Origin of the sequence: Aquimarina sp. AU58 (assembly GCF_900312745.1) — a bacterium.
Lineage (GTDB): Bacteria > Bacteroidota > Bacteroidia > Flavobacteriales > Flavobacteriaceae > Aquimarina > Aquimarina spinulae.
In genome coordinates, this window is sequence record NZ_OMPD01000014.1 from 667,947 (window position 1) to 685,503 (window position 17,557).

At 33.5% G+C, this 17,557-nt stretch carries 17 protein-coding genes; 13 read left to right on the top strand and 4 right to left on the bottom strand.

Annotation, left to right across the window (positions count from 1 at the left end; genetic code table 11):
• The first annotated feature begins 4 nt into the window (after positions 1 to 4).
• On the top strand, positions 5 to 631 hold the full coding sequence (locus DK441_RS14280) for a thioredoxin family protein (RefSeq protein ID WP_109851328.1): 627 nt from the start codon (positions 5 to 7) through the stop codon (positions 629 to 631).
• A 61-nt stretch (positions 632 to 692) separates the two neighbouring features.
• Here the strand turns inward: DK441_RS14280 and ric are convergent, their stop codons facing one another.
• The 3 genes from ric to DK441_RS14295 are packed head-to-tail and all read right to left on the bottom strand — an operon-like array spanning position 693 to position 4,185.
• The gene (gene ric, locus DK441_RS14285; RefSeq protein WP_109851329.1) at positions 693 to 1,442 is read right to left on the bottom strand and encodes an iron-sulfur cluster repair di-iron protein; all 750 of its coding nucleotides are present in this window, start codon (positions 1,440 to 1,442) and stop codon (positions 693 to 695) included.
• Positions 1,443 to 1,445: 3 nt separating this feature from the next.
• Positions 1,446 to 3,692, bottom strand: coding sequence for a nitric-oxide reductase large subunit (locus tag DK441_RS14290; protein ID WP_109851330.1), 2,247 nt, complete (start codon positions 3,690 to 3,692; stop codon positions 1,446 to 1,448).
• Between the two features lie 58 nt (positions 3,693 to 3,750).
• Positions 3,751 to 4,185, bottom strand: coding sequence for an Rrf2 family transcriptional regulator (locus DK441_RS14295; protein WP_109851331.1), 435 nt, complete (start codon positions 4,183 to 4,185; stop codon positions 3,751 to 3,753).
• Between the two features lie 218 nt (positions 4,186 to 4,403).
• Here DK441_RS14295 and nirK point away from each other — a divergent pair, with 218 nt between their 5' ends.
• The 12 genes from nirK to DK441_RS14355 all read left to right on the top strand — a co-directional run bounded on the left by nirK (position 4,404) and on the right by DK441_RS14355 (position 16,114).
• Positions 4,404 to 5,879 carry a copper-containing nitrite reductase gene (nirK, locus tag DK441_RS14300; protein ID WP_109851332.1) on the top strand — a complete coding sequence of 492 codons (1,476 nt, stop codon included), beginning with the start codon at positions 4,404 to 4,406 and terminating at the stop codon, positions 5,877 to 5,879.
• Between the two features lie 12 nt (positions 5,880 to 5,891).
• Positions 5,892 to 6,683 carry a formylglycine-generating enzyme family protein gene (locus DK441_RS14305; protein ID WP_370444319.1) on the top strand — a complete coding sequence of 264 codons (792 nt, stop codon included), beginning with the start codon at positions 5,892 to 5,894 and terminating at the stop codon, positions 6,681 to 6,683.
• Positions 6,684 to 6,740: 57 nt separating this feature from the next.
• Positions 6,741 to 7,355, top strand: a complete 615-nt coding sequence (locus DK441_RS14310; protein ID WP_109853521.1) for an SCO family protein — start codon at positions 6,741 to 6,743, stop codon at positions 7,353 to 7,355.
• A 197-nt stretch (positions 7,356 to 7,552) separates the two neighbouring features.
• Positions 7,553 to 8,059, top strand: a complete 507-nt coding sequence (locus DK441_RS14315) for a c-type cytochrome (RefSeq protein ID WP_025666805.1) — start codon at positions 7,553 to 7,555, stop codon at positions 8,057 to 8,059.
• Between the two features lie 193 nt (positions 8,060 to 8,252).
• A complete protein-coding gene (locus tag DK441_RS14320) occupies positions 8,253 to 8,831 on the top strand; it encodes a fasciclin domain-containing protein (RefSeq protein WP_109851333.1) in 579 nt (192 codons plus the stop codon).
• Positions 8,832 to 8,896: 65 nt separating this feature from the next.
• Complete coding sequence (nosZ, locus tag DK441_RS14325; protein WP_109851334.1) at positions 8,897 to 10,864, top strand: Sec-dependent nitrous-oxide reductase; 1,968 nt, start codon at positions 8,897 to 8,899, stop codon at positions 10,862 to 10,864.
• Positions 10,865 to 10,965: 101 nt separating this feature from the next.
• Positions 10,966 to 11,565 (top strand): hypothetical protein, encoded by a 600-nt coding sequence (locus DK441_RS14330; RefSeq protein WP_235015766.1) that lies wholly within the window; start codon positions 10,966 to 10,968, stop codon positions 11,563 to 11,565.
• Positions 11,566 to 11,567: 2 nt separating this feature from the next.
• Entirely contained in the window at positions 11,568 to 12,014 is a 447-nt protein-coding gene (locus DK441_RS14335; RefSeq protein ID WP_109851335.1) for a nitrous oxide reductase accessory protein NosL, read from the top strand.
• 133 nt (positions 12,015 to 12,147) lie between these two features.
• Positions 12,148 to 13,389 (top strand): nitrous oxide reductase family maturation protein NosD, encoded by a 1,242-nt coding sequence (locus DK441_RS14340; protein ID WP_109851336.1) that lies wholly within the window; start codon positions 12,148 to 12,150, stop codon positions 13,387 to 13,389.
• On the top strand, positions 13,382 to 14,089 hold the full coding sequence (locus tag DK441_RS14345) for an ABC transporter ATP-binding protein (protein WP_109851337.1): 708 nt from the start codon (positions 13,382 to 13,384) through the stop codon (positions 14,087 to 14,089). The genes DK441_RS14340 and DK441_RS14345 overlap by 8 nt, the downstream gene beginning before the upstream one ends.
• On the top strand, positions 14,082 to 14,864 hold the full coding sequence (locus DK441_RS14350) for an ABC transporter permease (RefSeq protein WP_074409484.1): 783 nt from the start codon (positions 14,082 to 14,084) through the stop codon (positions 14,862 to 14,864). Before DK441_RS14345 ends, DK441_RS14350 begins: the two co-directional genes overlap by 8 nt.
• A gap of 56 nt (positions 14,865 to 14,920) precedes the next feature.
• A complete protein-coding gene (locus DK441_RS14355; protein WP_235015767.1) occupies positions 14,921 to 16,114 on the top strand; it encodes a hypothetical protein in 1,194 nt (397 codons plus the stop codon).
• Positions 16,115 to 16,156: 42 nt separating this feature from the next.
• Here DK441_RS14355 and DK441_RS14360 read toward each other — a convergent pair whose 3' ends face one another.
• Complete coding sequence (locus DK441_RS14360) at positions 16,157 to 17,548, bottom strand: hypothetical protein (RefSeq protein WP_109851339.1); 1,392 nt, start codon at positions 17,546 to 17,548, stop codon at positions 16,157 to 16,159.
• Positions 17,549 to 17,557: the final 9 nt, after the last annotated feature.

A 17,557-nucleotide genomic window follows, 5' to 3' on the forward strand; every position in this document is an offset into this window, starting at 1 on the left:
TGATATGACGAATGAATTAATTAAAAAAAGTATAGCCAAAGGGATTTCCTATACAGCATATGTTGAACTAATGAATCGTCTTGTTGAAGAAGAAAGTACAACAGGAATAGAACAGGTTAAGCAACGTATAGACTTTACCAAATTAAATACAAGTAGAATACGAAGGCTTGATAAGACTCTTGTCATACCAGAGCCATCCAAACAAGTTTTTCGAGATATGAAAGAAAAACAAACCTGGCTTGTTCTTATAGAAAGTTGGTGCGCAGATGGAGCACAAACCATTCCTGTTTTAAATAAAATAGCAGAAGCTTCACCTGCAATTGATTTGAAAATTTTATTACGAGATGATAATCCTGAGTTTATGGATCTTTTTTTAACAAACGGAACACGCTCTATACCTAAACTAGTGATAGTAGATCATAATAGTAACGTTTTAAATACATGGGGTCCAAGATCACAAGTAGCTACTAATATGGTTCTGGCTTACAAAAAGGAAAACGGAAAAATAGATGACACTTTTAAAAAATCTCTACAAGTTTGGTATAATAAAAATAAAGGAGAAGCTATTATTAATGACCTTGTGAATATAGTTGAAGACTCACTTACGTTAGAAAAAGATTTTGATAAATAGATCTTGCTTATTGATAAAAAACTTCCGGAAAATCGTTTTTCCGGAAGTTTTTTAAATGGTATTAATCTTCAACAGAAGACTTTGATCCTTCTACAATCCTCTTTTCCATTTCTATTGCTTTTGGAAATAAAATATTATTCTCTAGATGGATATGTAAATGTAAATCCTTTTCAAATTCTTCTAACATTGAAAAAGTAACATTATAGGTATTACAAGCATCTTCGGGAGGAGTATAATTATTCGATAACCCTGAAATTTTACGAAACCGTACTCCTTCGTTATCGTGTTCCTGCATCATCATCGAAATAGGATTCTCTACAGTTCCAAAATGTGGAGGTTGCACGTTATGATTTTGTTCCAGGTTTTTCACCATTTTTCTAACAAAAGGAAATAGTATAATTTCCTCTTTTTTCATATGTTGTGCAAGTTCACCAGAGGCTTCACTAAATAGAGTATGAATTTCTAGCAACTCTGGATGGCGCCCTCCATGTACTTTGCAGAGTTTTTCTAAATACTGACGTAGTATCGGGATCTTTTCCTCTACATAACGGTGATGTTTCTTTTCTATATAATCTGCTAATAGATCAAGTGGCCAGGATTGATAATCAATAACAATATCATCTTTTTGAGTTAAAACGTCGTTCAAATTCTCTAGAAGGGTTTCAACTTCAATTCCGTTTTTGTTGCAAACCTCTTCCAATGTTCTATCTCCTCTACAGCAAAAATCAATTCCATATTTTGAAAAAACGGTAGCAGTTCGATAATCTTTAGCAACGAATTGCCCTACCTTGGTTTTTATTAGTGTATCCATAATTTATTTATTTAATGTTTTTTTATTTTTTAATGTTAAATCAAATACAAACCAACAAATGGTTACCATACCAATTGCAAAAATGATATCCCCTATAGATCGTAACCATTTTAGGATGATCATTCCCGGATGTTGCATAAACTCGGCAGAACGAGCATACCACATTCCATGTTCTATACTTTCAAGTGCTTGCCATACACCCATAGGTAATAAGCTTAATAGTGCCATAGCTAATAATCCAATATTTAAAGACCAAAAGGAGATTTTTAGTAATTTTTCATTCCAGTGTACATCCCTATAAAGGCTTCTTAGAACAAATAACATTAACCCGATCCCTAAGGTTCCGTATACTCCATATAAAGCAGTATGACTGTGAAGAGGTGTAGTATTTAATCCCTGTACATAATATAATGCAATCGGCGGGTTGATGATAAAACCAAAAATACCTGCCCCAAGAAAATTCCAAAAGGCTACAGCAACCATAAAATATATGGGCCACTTATAATCTTTAAGCCAACGTGTTGCTTTAGACAATTTGTAATTGTGATATGCTTCGTAACCAATAAGTGTAAGAGGTACGATTTCTAGTGCACTAAATGTTGCTCCCAAAGCCATTACAGCAGTAGGAGTTCCTGAAAAATAAATATGATGAAAAGTTCCTAAAATTCCACCAGATAAAAATATTATAGTGGCAAACAATACATTGTGTATTGCTGTTTTTGTTTTTAGAAGTCCTAATCGTACAAATAAAAAGGCGATAACCACAGTAGCAAAAACCTCAAAAAAGCCTTCTACCCATAGATGTACAACCCACCATCTCCAATATTCGGCTATTGCCAGATTGGTTTGTCTACCCCACATAAGTCCTGCTCCGTAGAACATAGCTATGGCAATACAGGATATCAAAAACATGATAATGAGATTTTTTTCTTCGGTTTTTTTCTTCAATACAGGCAATAGTGGTCTGGCCATTAAGGCTAACCATAAAAATAACCCTATAAGTAGAAAAATTTGCCAAAACCGACCCAGATCAACATATTCATACCCCTGATGACCAAACCAAAAGTTTTCTACGAGATTTAGTTTTTGCATTACCCCAAGCCATTGTCCAAACATTGAACCTGCTACAATAATTAAAAGAGCAATAAATAGAAAATTAACACCAAATACTTGAAATTTTGGATCTTTACCAGATATCGAGGGAGCAATATACAATCCTGTTGCTAACCACGCAGTAGCTATCCAAAAGATAGCCAATTGAGTATGCCAGCTACGAGTAACCGAGTAGGGTAGAATCTGATCCAAAGGGATGCCATAAAAGCCATCTCCTTCTACACCATAATGTGCAGTAACAATACCTAACAACATTTGCACAACCATAAGAAGGCTTACTACCCAAAAATATTTTTTTACCAGGTGCATAGAAGGAGTTATTCCTTGTCTTAATAAAGGATCTTCTACTGGAGCAGGAATATGTTCATCTTCTCCCGATTTCACATGATAAAATACCATTATTCCGATAGACATAATCAAAAGAACAATACTCACTCCCGACCAGGTAAATAGACTTTTGGTAGGCACATTACCCACTAATTCTTCTGCAGGCCAGTTATGAGTATAAGAAATATTCTCGTCTGGTCTTTGTGTAACTGTTGCCCAGGTCGCCCAAAAGAAAAATGCATTCATTTTTTGCATGCGTTCTTCATTTTTAATAGTATTTTTTGGGATAGCATAGTCTGATCGTAACTGATCAAATTTGGGATCATCGGTAAACAAACCTTTATAGTAACTGCTTAAATACTGTATTGCCCGAATCCTTTCTTCTGAAATGGTGATCGATTTATTTGTTTCATTATACGTATTAGCTCGTAGGTCTTTTTGTAATCGCACCTTTAAAGCAGCTTGTTGCTCTGCATTTATGAGCTTATAGTTTGCATTAAAATCTCTTTGTGCGTAAATATCTAAGATAAATAGGGCCTCTCGATGAAGCCAGTCTGCTGTCCAATCTGGAGCGACATAAGCACCATGCCCCCAAACTGACCCTATTTCCTGCCCACCAATACTTTGCCAAATATTTTGCCCATCTTTAATCTGAGAATTAGTAAAAATAATATCGCCACTGGGCGAAATAATTTTGTCGGGTATGGGTGGCGCTTTTTGATAAATCTCGTAACCGTAATACCCTAATACACTAAAGGAGAGAAGTAATACTGCTGCAAGTCCCAGCCATAATTTTTTTTCTTTTTTCATGAGATAGTAGTTAAAATTTTAATTCGGACAATTTTATCCTATTTAATAATAAATTTTTTTAGGTTCTTAAATATGAAGCTCCGGATTTGATCCCAAGAGCTAATTCTTCGAGGTTGGTGGATTCCAACATTTTCTTTAATTCTTCTCTTACTGCAGCAAATTTATGATGAACAGGGCATGGATGATCTTCTGAGCATTTATTAAGACCCAGACCACAGCCAATATAAATACTATCCCCATCTATGGCATCAACAATTTCTGCAAGTTGTATGGATGCTATTTTATGTTTTTCTATTTCGAAACCGCCAGTGGCACCTTTTACAGAATTAACTATATTGTTTTTAGCTAGTTTTTGAAGAATCTTTGCAGTAAATGCTTCTGGCGAATTAATTTTGGCAGCGATATCTTTGAGACTTACTCGCTCTCCTTGATAAGATTTTAAGGCGATAAAAATAGCAGCTTTAATTCCGTATTCGCAGGCTTTCGAAAACATTCTATTCAAAAATTGGTTACACTGCAAAATTAGCAATTATTTAATTAGGATAAAAGTATCCGAATTAAATAATTGCAAAACTTTTATACTTAGATTTTAATAAAAGATTAATTAGTCCGAAAATATGATATTTATCATATTTCATGTGCTATAGTAATTCTTATTTTTACAAAATAAAAGACAAAAAAGTCTTTTATTAAAAGTTAAATAGTAAGAATATGAAATCAAAAAAATCATTTGTATTGTTATCTAGTACAGGATTGTTTATAGGCGCCCTATTAATGATCCTATCTGCCTGCTCACAAAATAAGGAAGCAGAGGCAAAGAATTACCTGGGGGCAGAAGGTATTCCTGTAAGTCAGGAAATGATTGCCGAATTAACTTCACCTCCTAATGTTCCCGGACCTACAGGAAGAAGAAAAGCGAAGAAACTCATAGTAAATATGGAGGTCTTAGAAGAAGAAGGAGAGATGGCAGATGGTGTAAAATATGTGTATTGGACATTTGGAGGTTCGGTACCAGGAAGTTTTATAAGAACAAAAGTTGGGGATGAAGTAGAGTTTCACTTAAAAAATCACCCAGATAACAAACTACCCCATAATATAGACTTACACGCCGTAACGGGCCCAGGGGGTGGTGCAACTTCTTCTTTTGTAGCTCCTGGACACGAAGCTCAGTTTTCTTTTAAAGTGCTAAACCCGGGCTTATATGTATACCACTGTGCAACAGCTCCGGTAGGAATGCACATCGCTAATGGGATGTATGGGTTAATACTTGTTGAGCCCGAAGAAGGCCTTCCTCCGGTAGATAAAGAATATTATGTAATGCAAGGGGATTTTTATACCAAAGGAGAGAATGGAGATAGAGGATTGCAGCCTTTTGATATGAAAAAAGCTGTAGATGAAGATGCAGATTATGTGGTTTTTAATGGAAAAGTTGGCTCGTTAACAGGCGATAATGCTATTACAGCAAATGTAGGAGAAACCGTTAGATTATATGTTGGTAATGGGGGACCAAATCTTGTATCATCTTTTCATGTTATTGGTGAAATTTTTGATGTCGTTAGGGTAGAAGGAGGTGATCTTATTAATACCAATGTGCAAACTACTCTGGTTCCTGCAGGAGGTGCAGCTATTGTAGAATTTAAAGTTGATGTTCCGGGAACCTTCATTTTAGTGGATCACTCTATTTTTAGAGCCTTTAATAAAGGTGCTTTAGGAATGCTCAAAGTGCAAGGCGAAGAGAACAAGAAAATCTATTCGGGTAAAGAGGAAGAAGGAGTGTACCAACCCGAAGGAAGTGGAATCCAGGAAATGCCTATTGATAAGGATGTTGTACAAACCGAAGAAACGGCAAAATCACTTCAAGAAAAAATGGAGTTTGGTAAAGCCACCTATATGAGAACTTGTTTTGCATGTCATCAAGCCGAAGGGCAAGGAATTCCTAATGCTTTTCCACCTTTGGCTAAATCAGATTATCTAAATGCTGATCTAAATCGTGCAATTGATATTATTTTACATGGAAAAACAGGAGAAATAACTGTAAATGGTGTAAAATATAATAGTGTGATGACTAAACAGGATTTAACCGATGAAGAAGTGGCCAATGTGCTTACTTATATATATAACAGTTGGGGAAATTCTAAAAAAGAAGTTACACCTTCAACAGTTGCTAGTAGAAGAAACGCACATTAAAAATTGGAATAAATGACAACCTCTCCTTTAAAAATAGTTTTCTTTTTTGCTATGTGTATAGTATGTACATTAAATAGTGTTATAGCACAAACAGAAAATATGGTTACTGTTAAAGGAGGGGTTTATATTCCTTTATATGGAGTTGATTCTACCGCTGTAAAAGTTAATGATTTTTTAATGGATGTTTATCCTGTATCAAATAGTGAGTTTTTAGCATTTGTTAAGAAATATCCACAATGGAAACGTAGTCACGTAAAACGTTTGTTTGCAGATAAGAATTACCTGGTGCTTTGGAAAGATGATAATACGTTAAGTGATCAATTGAAACCTAATTCTCCTATAACAGGTATTTCTTGGTTTGCTGCCAAAAAATATTGTGAGTGTCAGGGAAAAAGACTACCAACTATTGACGAGTGGGAATATGCTGCAATGGCAGATGATAAGACCATAGATGCAAGAAAAAAAGAAACCTATAATCAATATATTTTAGAATGGTATGAAACCCCTAAATCTTTTAACAATAGTATAGGATCTACTTTTAAAAATTACTGGGGTATATATGATTTACATGGATTGGTGTGGGAATGGACACTGGATTTTAATTCTGTATTGATATCGGGAGAATCTAGAAAAGATGTAGATAAAGATAGTAATCTGTTTTGTGGCAGTGCAGCGGTTGGAGCTTCAGATTTAATGAATTATGCAGCGTTTATGCGGTATGCTTTTAGAGGTAGTATGAAAGCAAATTATGCAGTAAAGAATTTGGGATTTCGTTGCGTAAAAGATATTGATATAACTCCTTAGATTCATAAGATAAAACTCAAGTACATAATGTATGTTAAATCATCAAATATGATTAAAATGAATATCATAAAAATTTTACTATTAGGAATAATTATTGTGTTGGGCTCTTGTAATAAAGAAAAAAAACAAGAAGAAGTTGCTGTGTCAGAATCCAGATCCAAAGAACACAATACTTCTATTTCTGAACTTTCGATCTACAATTTACCTGCTATCTGGACCACGCAGGATAATAAAAAAATAGAACTCAAAGAACTAAAAGGAGATGTTCTTGTAATGGTAATGATTTATACCTCCTGTAAAGCAGCCTGCCCAAGATTGGTTGCCGATATGAGAGATATAGAAGCTCAAATTCCAGAATCTAAAAAAGAGAATGTTAAACTCTTATTAGTAAGTATTGACCCAGAGACGGATACCCCCGAGAGGCTTAAAAAATTCTCTATTGAGAACGAAATGGAATCTGATCAATGGCTGTTTCTTAGAGGTACTAAATCAGATACCAGAGAATTTGCAGCAGTTCTGGCTGTTAATTACAAAAAAATATCACCAATGGATTTTTCACACTCTAATATCATAAGCGTTTTTGATCAGGGAGGAGAGCTAGTACATCAACAAGAAGGGTTGGGAGTAAACAATAAGGAAACTGTAGATAAAATTATTGAGCTGGCGCATTAATTAAAAAAGAATATGGTCTTTTACCCCTTACTATTTAAGAATTTTCTGAAAACAAAAAAATAAAAGACTAATTTGTCCGAAAACATGACTTTTATCATATTTATGTCCCCGTCCCATACCTAATTTTGTCTTATATAATCAAAATAATATTTCTCTTAAGAAATGAATTTTTGAACAATAATCTTAAATCTATTAAAATGATTAGACTAGACAAATTGATACTCTTATTTGCTGTTACTTTATTGATAAGTTGCGGAGGAAAAGAAGAAAAAAAGGAAGAACAAATTAAAATAGGAAAAAGTACAACAACTCAAAAAAAAGAAACCAAACCTGTTTCTACCGGCGTTCCTGCATCAAAAAAAGTTGATCTCACAAATAAAGGAGTAGGGCCAATCAAGAGTTTAGTATTAGATGCCACCATCGATGAAAAAATGGCTGCTCAAGGAGCCGAACTTTTTAAGACAAAATGTACTGCTTGTCATAAAACTCATAAGAAGTTTATCGGACCAGCTCCTGTTGACATTTTAAAAAGGAGAACCCCAGAATGGGTGATGAATATGATTCTAGATCCTGAAAAAATGATTAAAGAAGATCCATTGGCTCAAGAGCTATTAAAAGAACATAATGGTTCTCCTATGGCTAATCAAAGCTTAAAAGAGGAAGAAGCCAGAGCTATTTTAGAGTACTTCAGGACATTGAAATAAAAGTAATATACCAAGTGTAGATGATAGCCATACAATAAGAAAATGTCTTAGAGATATTTTAAAAGAAACTATTGTTTAATAGGTAGAAATAACGAAACGAACTACTTGTCCCGATGAAAATCAGGAGCTATGTAAAACCCCATTGATCTATATCAATACTCGTCTGACCATTTAACATAATCAATATAAACGCATGAAAACAACTAAAGTAACTTTTTTGATTTTATTATGCTTTACTTTCTTGTTAAGTTGTAAAACTGAAACAAAGAAAGAACAAGTAGATTCTGCTACTAAAAGCGCAGTTACAGAAGGAACCGAAGAGAAACAAGGACAAGCATTTATCCAGGATGATGAAGCGACTCCTAATGTACTTAATATTGCTATTGGTTCTAAAGATCATACTACATTGGTAGCAGCTGTTCAGGCTGCTGGTTTAGAAAATGCCTTAGTAAATGCAGGACCCTTAATGGTATTCGCTCCTACTAATGAAGCATTTGATGCATTACCAGCCGGAACAGTAGAAAATCTTTTGAAACCAGAAAATAAAGATGCATTAGCGAATATTCTAAAATACCATGTAACGCCTGGTAATTATTCAAAAGATTTTTTGAAAAAATTTAAGAAACTAGGTCAATCCAATGGTGTCGATGTAAAAGTAACTAAAGACGATAGTGATGTTTTTATCGGAGAAGCCAAAATTATAGCAAGTATTCCTGCTGGTAACGGAATAGTACATGTTATTGATAAAGTATTACTTCCTCCATCTAATTAATGAACAAATAAAAACTGATCTGGATCAGCACAGATTTGACCTCTACAACAATAAATATAAACCAGATGAAACAAATATCTAAAATACTCTTTATAACAGCAATACTTAGCTTGATGATAAGTAGTTGTGCCAATGTTAATAAAGATAAAAAAATAACGGATGGAGCTTTGGGCTCTAATGCCGCAGAAAAAGTCTACGTCGCTCCCGGAGAGCATGACGAATTTTATGCATTCGTCTCAGGGGGATTTAGCGGACAATTATCAGTATATGGACTTCCGTCAGGAAGACTATTTAAAGTAATTCCGGTTTTTTCACAAGACGCAGAAAAAGCCTGGGGATATAATGAAGAAACAAAGCCAATGCTCAATACCTCTTATGGTTTTGTTCCTTGGGATGATGCTCACCACCCTGATATATCACAAACCAATGGAGAAGTCGATGGACGGTGGGTTTTTATTAACGGAAACAATACTCCAAGAATTGCAAAAATTGATCTAAGCACTTTCGAGACTACAGAAATAATTGAAGTGCCTAATAGTGCCGGTAATCATAGTTCTTCTTTTGTAACAGAAAATACAGAGTATGTAGTAGCAGGAACTCGTTTTTCTGTGCCCGTGCCACAAGAAGATATCGCTATCAAAGAATATAAAGGAAAATTTAAAGGAGCTGTATCTTTTATTAGTGTAGATCCTGATCATGGAAACATGGAAATGGCTTTTCAGATTTTACTGCCAGGTTTTAATTATGATCTAGCGCATCCAGGTAGAGGAGCTTCACATGGTTGGTTCTTTTTTACTACATATAATACAGAAGAAGCAAATTCTTTATTAGAAGTAAATGCATCTCAAAATGATAAAGACTTCATAGCTGCAATCAATTGGAAAAAAGCAGAAGAATATATTAAACAGGGAAAATTTAAGACGATGCCGGCTAATTATGCACATAATGTATATGATGAGAAAACACACACGGCTACCTCTACAATGAAAAAAGAGGTAAAAGTATTAGATCCTGCAGAATGCCCGGGGTTGGTATACTTTTTACCAACACCAAAATCACCACATGGTTGTGATGTAGACCCATCGGGAGAATATATTGTGGGTAATGGTAAACTTTCGGCCGACCTTACAGTGCACTCGTTTAGTAAGATGATTAAAGCTATAGAAAATAAACAGTTTGATGGTGACGCATACGGAATTCCGATTATTAAATTTGAAGATGCACTGGCAGGTGTTGTTTCTCAAGCTGGTCTAGGACCATTACATACCGAGTTTGATGGTAAAGGAAATGGATATACCACTTTCTTTATTTCTTCCGAAGTAGTAAAATGGAAACTAGGAAGTTGGGAAGTAGTAGACAGAAAACCTACATACTATTCTGTAGGTCACTTGATGATTCCCGGAGGAAACTCTAGAAAACCATTTGGGAAATATGTACTGGCGATGAATAAGATAACCAAAGACCGTTATTTACCAACCGGACCAGAGGTTACGCAATCAGCACAGTTATATGATATCACAGGCGAAAAAATGGAATTACTATTAGATTTCCCAACTATTGGAGAGCCACATTATGCTGCTGGTATCACAGCAGATCTAATAAAACCTCGCTCTAAAAAGATCTATAAGTTAGAAGAAAACGAACATAAGTATGCTATTAAAAATAATGAAAATGTAAGAGTAGAACGTGACGGAAAAGAAGTACACGTATATATGACTATGATTCGAAGCCATTTTACTCCAGATAATATAGAAGGGATTAAAGTAGGAGATAAGGTCTATTTTCATGTCACAAATTTAGAACAAGATTATGATGTACCACATGGAGTGAGTATGATCGGAGCCAATACTTCTGAACTATTAATAATGCCTGGACAAACAGAAACTTTTGTTTGGGAACCTAAGCAAGTAGGAGTCTGGCCATTCTATTGTACCGATTTTTGTTCGGCATTACATCAAGAGATGCAAGGATATGTAAGGGTATCACCAGCATCATCTAATATAGAACTTTCTTGGTCTCTAGGAGAAGATTAATTTCTAATGCTACCAGGAAGGAGATAGATTAGTTATATTTCCAAAAAAGCGAGAGGACAAAACCCCTCTCGCTTTTAAATCAACTTAAAAAGATTGTTATCATGAAGAAGAAATCAAGATTATTAATGCTTGTAGGAGTATTGCTGCCTTTATTTCTGTTTGTATTTCCTCTTTGGAATATTACATTAGAAGCTCCTCAATATCCAACCCCATTAGGAATGGATATCTATATCAATGATTTCGCAGACATGCATCCTCATGATATTAAGAATATCAATTTGATGAATCATTATGTTGGGATGAAATACATTCCCGAATCGATTCCAGAATTCAGGATTTTTCCTATCGTGATTATAATAATGGCTGCTTTAGGTACTGTATTAGCTTTTACAACAAACTATAAATGGTTTTTGGGGTGGTTTATTGTAATGGCTCTTTTAGCTTTGGCAGGAATCTACGATTTTTACCTTTGGGAACACGACTATGGCCATAATTTGGATCCAAAAGCAATAATGAAATTTACTAATCCAGATGGGACTGTTATGGGGTTTCAACCTCCTTTATTCGGAACTAAAGATATTTTAAATTTTAGAGCGCATTCATACCCTCAACTGGGAGCCTATTTTTTAGCTGTAGGAATGGCCTTGACCTTTATTTCTTATTTCGTAGGAAAACGTGAAAAAACTTTAAAAGCCCAATAAAAATGGAAAAACATAACGTTAACAATATCGTCTTTTTTATTTTGATGATCGTGTTTTTTGGCTCGTGTAATGTTCAACCAGAAACAATACACTATGGAGAGGATAATTGTCATTATTGTCGAATGACTATTGTCGATAAAATTCATGGAGCAGAGATTGTAACAAAAAAAGGCAAGGTGTTCAAGTTTGATGCTGTAGAATGTATGGTAAATTATTCTGCAGAGATAGATAAAGAAGAGGTGTCACTTTACCTTTCTAATCACTACGATGCTCCAGAAGAATTAATTGATGCGACACAAGCTACTTTTTTGATAAGTAAAAATATATCGAGTCCCATGGGAGCATTTTTAACTTCATTTGAGAATGAGTCGAGTGCAAAAAAAGTGAAATCTGAAAAAGGAGGAGATGTATTTACCTGGGAAGAACTTTTAAAACACCTAAAACATTAAAATAGGAATATATCTATTAGGTGACTACCAGATAAAAATACCTTATCCCGATGAAGACTAGAAACTGTTCTAATTCTATATTGGTTAGTCTGAACACAAATCTAACCTACAGGGAAAACAAAAAAATAAATAGATGTTTCAAATCAGAAAAATACTATTTCTGGCAATCTTTCTTCTACCCGTATTACTTTTGGGCAAGACTATAAAGGTCTGTAATTCCTGTGAAATAAAGACAATTAAAGAAGGTGTCGCTATAGCCACAGCACTTGATACGGTAGTGATAAAAAAAGGAAAGTATAATGAATTTGATATTGTGATCGATAAACCTTTGACATTATTGGGTGAAAACTATCCCATAATTGATGGAGAACTAAAAGGAGGAATTATAAAAGTGGTTTCTGATAATGTTACTGTAGATGGGTTATTCATTATTAATGTGGGTACTAGTTATACAGAAGATTATGCGGCTGTTCGAGTGGTGAAAAGCCAAAATTTTTTGATACAAAATTTGGTGTTAGAAAAGCTGTTTTTTGGGATTTATATAGAGAAATCAAGAGATGGCAGAATTTTTCATAATAAGATTATAGGTGATGCAGTAGAAGAGTACAATTCGGGTAATGGCATACAACTATGGTATTCTCAAAATATAGATATAGAAAATAACATCATTACACATGTAAGAGACGGGATTTATCTTGAGTTTGCCAATGATTGTAGAATAAAAAATAATATAAGTTCTAATAACTTACGATATGGGTTGCATTTTATGTTTTCTAATAATGATCTGTATGAAAACAATACGTTTGAGAATAATGGGGCAGGTGTTGCTGTAATGTTCTCTAAGAAGATAAAAATGTTGACGAATACGTTTAAAGAAAACTGGGGAACAGCATCCTATGGTCTTTTGTTGAAAGAGATCAATGATGCAGAAATAACAGGGAATATTTTTAAAGAAAATACAATAGGAATTAATATCGAAGGCTCTAATCGAATTAGGTATACCAAAAACAGTTTTATAAAAAACGGTTGGGCTATTAAAGTACGTGGTGCATGTTATACAAATATATTTAGCAATAATAATTTTATGTATAATTCATTTGATGTTTCTTATAACAGTAAACTTAATGATAACAAATTTGATAAGAATTATTGGAGTGGGTATACAGGATATGATTTGGATAAAGACGGTATTGGAGATGTACCCTACAGACCAGTAAAACTATTCTCATATATTGTAAATCGAACCCCAGAAACGATTATCTTAATGAGGAGTTTGTTTATTGATATGATTGATTTTTCTGAAAAAGTTTCCCCTGTATTTACTCCTGATAATTTACTTGATAATTATCCCTTAATGAAAAGCAAGAATGATTAAAATTGATAATTTACATAAGAATTTTGGAAAGAATCAGGTACTTAAAGGAGTCGATCTAGGTATTACTGAAGGTGGGATATTTGCAATACTAGGACCCAATGGATCTGGTAAAACGACATTAATTAAATCTATTCTTGGGATGGTTATCCCAAATAAGGGTAATATTTTTATTGATGACACCCCAATTAAGAAAAGCTGGAAATATCGTCAGCAAATAGATTATTTACCACAGATAGCTAATTTTCCTGCAAACTTAACTGTAAAAGAATTGATTAGGATGATCAAAGATTTACGAAATAAACCCGGCGATGATGCTACATTGATAACCTCTTTTCAATTAACCCCTTTCCTGGATAAAAAACTAAGTAACTTGTCTGGGGGGACAAAACAAAAAGTAAATTTAGTATTAACATTAATGTTTGATAGCCCATTAATCATTCTAGATGAACCTACTACAGGACTTGATCCTATTGCTTTGTTAGAGTTAAAAAAAATAATACAAAAAGAAAAAACAAAAGGAAAAACAATTTTGATTACTTCTCATATCATGAGTTTTGTTGAAGAGGTTGCTGATGAAATTGTTTTTCTTCTTGAAGGTAAAGTGTATTTCAAAGGAAATATTAACACCTTAAAAGAAAAGACGAAGGAAACCGATTTCGAACATGCGATTGCTAATCTGCTAAAAGAAAACAATGCTTAAGATTTTAAAATATAGTTTTTACGACCTTATCCGTAGCCGATGGAGTTATGTATACCTGCTTTTTTATTTAGCATTGGGATTTGTATTATTATTCCTGAATAATGATTTGTCTAAAGCCGTAATCACTTTGATGAATGTGATTATCATTCTTGTTCCTCTTATCGGAACCATTTTTGGAGTAATGTATTATTATAATTCTAAAGAATTTACAGAATTGCTTTTGGCACAACCCATTAAAAGATCATCTATATTTCTTGGGCAATACCTGGGGGTAGCACTTTCTCTTTCTATGAGTTTGATAATAGGGCTAGGGTTACCATTTGCTATGTATGGTCTCTTTCAATCGAATACGATTTGGGAATTTTTATTACTTCTCATTACAGGCACATTTTTGACATTAATTTTTACTGCACTGGCATTTAACATTGCGCTGTATAATGAAAATAAGATAAAAGGATTTAGTTATGCTATTTTACTTTGGTTATTTATGGCAGTAATCTATGACGGTCTTTTTTTAATGTCATTAATCATGTTTGAATCATATCCATTAGATAAATTTTCAATAGGAGTAACCTTATTTAACCCTATTGATTTATCCAGGATTTTGATCTTATTGAAACTTGATATTTCTGCTTTACTAGGATATACTGGTGCTGTTTTTCAGAAATTCTTTGGTACTAATTTAGGAGTAATTTTATCTTGTATTGCACTTTCTATTTGGGTATTTTTACCTACATTCAACATCTATAGAAAATCTAAGAAAAAAGATTTTTAACGCTAGATTTATTGTACTGAAGAGACTGTTGCATGATAAATTCAAAACGAGACACCATGATATCACTCGCCTTTTTTCTATTGGCAGCTGCACTTGGTGTTTTTTTAAGATTTTTATATGTTTTTGATATATCTGTAGACTATAGGTATATTGTACATACTCACTCTCATATTGCATTATTAGGATGGGTGTATATTGGTTTAACAACGTTGCTTTACAAATTGTATTTGAGGAAGAGTAATGTTGGTAAGGGATATAGGAATATTTTCTGGTTTACCCAATTTACTTTATTAGGAATGTTGTTTAGCTTTCCTTTTCAAGGATATGCATTATTCTCGATAACTTTTTCTACACTTTTTCTTTTCGCTTCGTATGGGTTTACCTGGTTTTTTATTAAAAATGTACCCGAGAAGTTTAAGAATACAAAATCCTATAAATGTATAAAGATTTCTTTGTGGTACATGATTATTTCTAGTATTGGCCCCTGGGCATTAGGAGCGATAATGAGTACATTAGGAGCAGATTCTATCTGGTATAGACTAGCCATTTATTTTTATTTACATTTTCAATATAACGGATGGATGATACTAGCCTTATTTGGGTTACTAATTTTTATTCTTGAAGATCAAAAAGTAAGTATCTCTAATAGTGATTTTAATGGCTTCTTCTGGGCAATTAATCTTGGGATTGTTTTAAGTTTTTTCCTTTCGGTATTATGGACTAAACCGGCAAGTATTTATTATATTTTGGGAGGAATAGGTAGCCTACTTCAGGGTATAGCATTTTTGATATTTATTAAACTACTAATGAAATCAAGAATGGTATTGAGTACTGTGTTTTCTGGTTTTCAAAAAAAATTATTGAGAACAGTAGGTATTCTATTACTAGTTAAGTTTTTGCTACAGATAGCTTCTGCTTTTCCATATATTGCAAACCTGGCGACTACTATTGTAGATTTTACCATTGCTTATTTACACTGGACTTTTCTGGGAGTAGTAAGTATTAGTTTATTTGTATTCTTAGACTATTTTAAACTTATTAAGATTCCTAAAAAAGGATATTACATCTATCTTTTTGGGTTTGCTCTCACAGAAGTATTAATTTTTTATAAAGGGGCAGTTATTTGGCTTGATTTTATTTTTTTCGAACACTATTTCGTTGCACTTTCAGTAGCGAGTATTGTGGTCTTGATTGGTATTGGTTCTCTTTTTATCGCCAATTTAAGATTGGTTACAAAAAATGACAACTAGTTTATAGTGTGTTATAGAAGTCAAAGATTTTGAAATTTGATATTATTCTTGAAACCTATTGCTGATTACTTTGTCAATGGTGCTTTTAATCATATCGGCATATTCTTTATCTGCTTCTTCAACTCTATAATTTATATCTGTAGCGTCTACTCCTGTAAAAAATTTGGCAAAAGATAATCCCACCATATACATTCCTTCAATAGAAAGGTGAGTATTATCACTGTTTCCTGCATATAATCGATTATATAAAGCTTTATCTGTAGTAGTGTCATCCAGATATATCTGATATACTACAGATGCTACATCTACAAATTGAATCCCGAGTTCATTGCATAATTTCTTAGTTTCTTTAAGATTTGTTTCGTAAGTGTCTTGACGATTTTTTAGAGACCAAGGGTGATAAATAACGGGGATACTTTTTTCATCCCGAATTAGATCTATAAATATTTTTCCGTAAGCTCTGAAATCTTCAAGATGATCAGAGGGCTCATCTAGCATAGGCTGGAGTACTGTAACAGTATGTTGCTCTTTGATAGCATCAATTTCATAAGTGTCTCCTGGACTATCGGGATTAGGAGGGTTATCATATCCATAATGCCTTTTTAAGGAAGCACCTCCTCTGATAGATTCTACAAAACCATTATTCAAGTTTAGTTCATTGTAAATTTGTTGTAAATGATATTTTACGGCCCCTTTTTTACTTTCACTATCATCACCCCACCTGGGACCAAAAGGATGTGTCAGGCTATTACCAACAAATAAGATATCTGCCGGAGCTTCAAGAAATACTGGTTCTTTAATAGAAATAGTAATGTTTGCCTTAGTTTCTGTATTATCCTTTTCTTTTGCAGTAACGTTTAATATGTATTTTCCTATTGTACCATTATTATACACTATGTTATTCTCCGAGGTACGGGTAAAATTTTCCTCGGGAGTAACTGTATACGTAATAGAATTTCCATCTTTATCTCTATCAGGGCCAAGAGTTATTGTCAAATCTTTATTGATATGAACACTTAAAAACTGATTTGTAATTAGAGGTTCTGCCTCATTATTATCCACTTCTTTGAAAACCAAGTCATCAATAGTCTTTTTTGAGTCTTCTAATATTATGGATGCATTGGCATAAAACTGAACTTTATCATTTTCATAAAACCTGACTTCTAACTTATACTCTCCATATGGGATTTTGGTTAGGGTACCATTAAAAATATGGGTGACATGGTCTATATTAAAATCAAATGTGTTTTGATAAATGTCGTTGGTAATTACTGCAGTTGCTTTTGATATCAAAAATCCAGCATCAAATATAATTTTGTTGTTATGAACAATATCTAATGTTGCTTCATTGATTACTTGTTGAGAATTATCATCGTTACTACACGCAAATGATAAGACAAAGCAAATAGTGAAAAAAGACAATTTTATTTTCATTGTATTTGA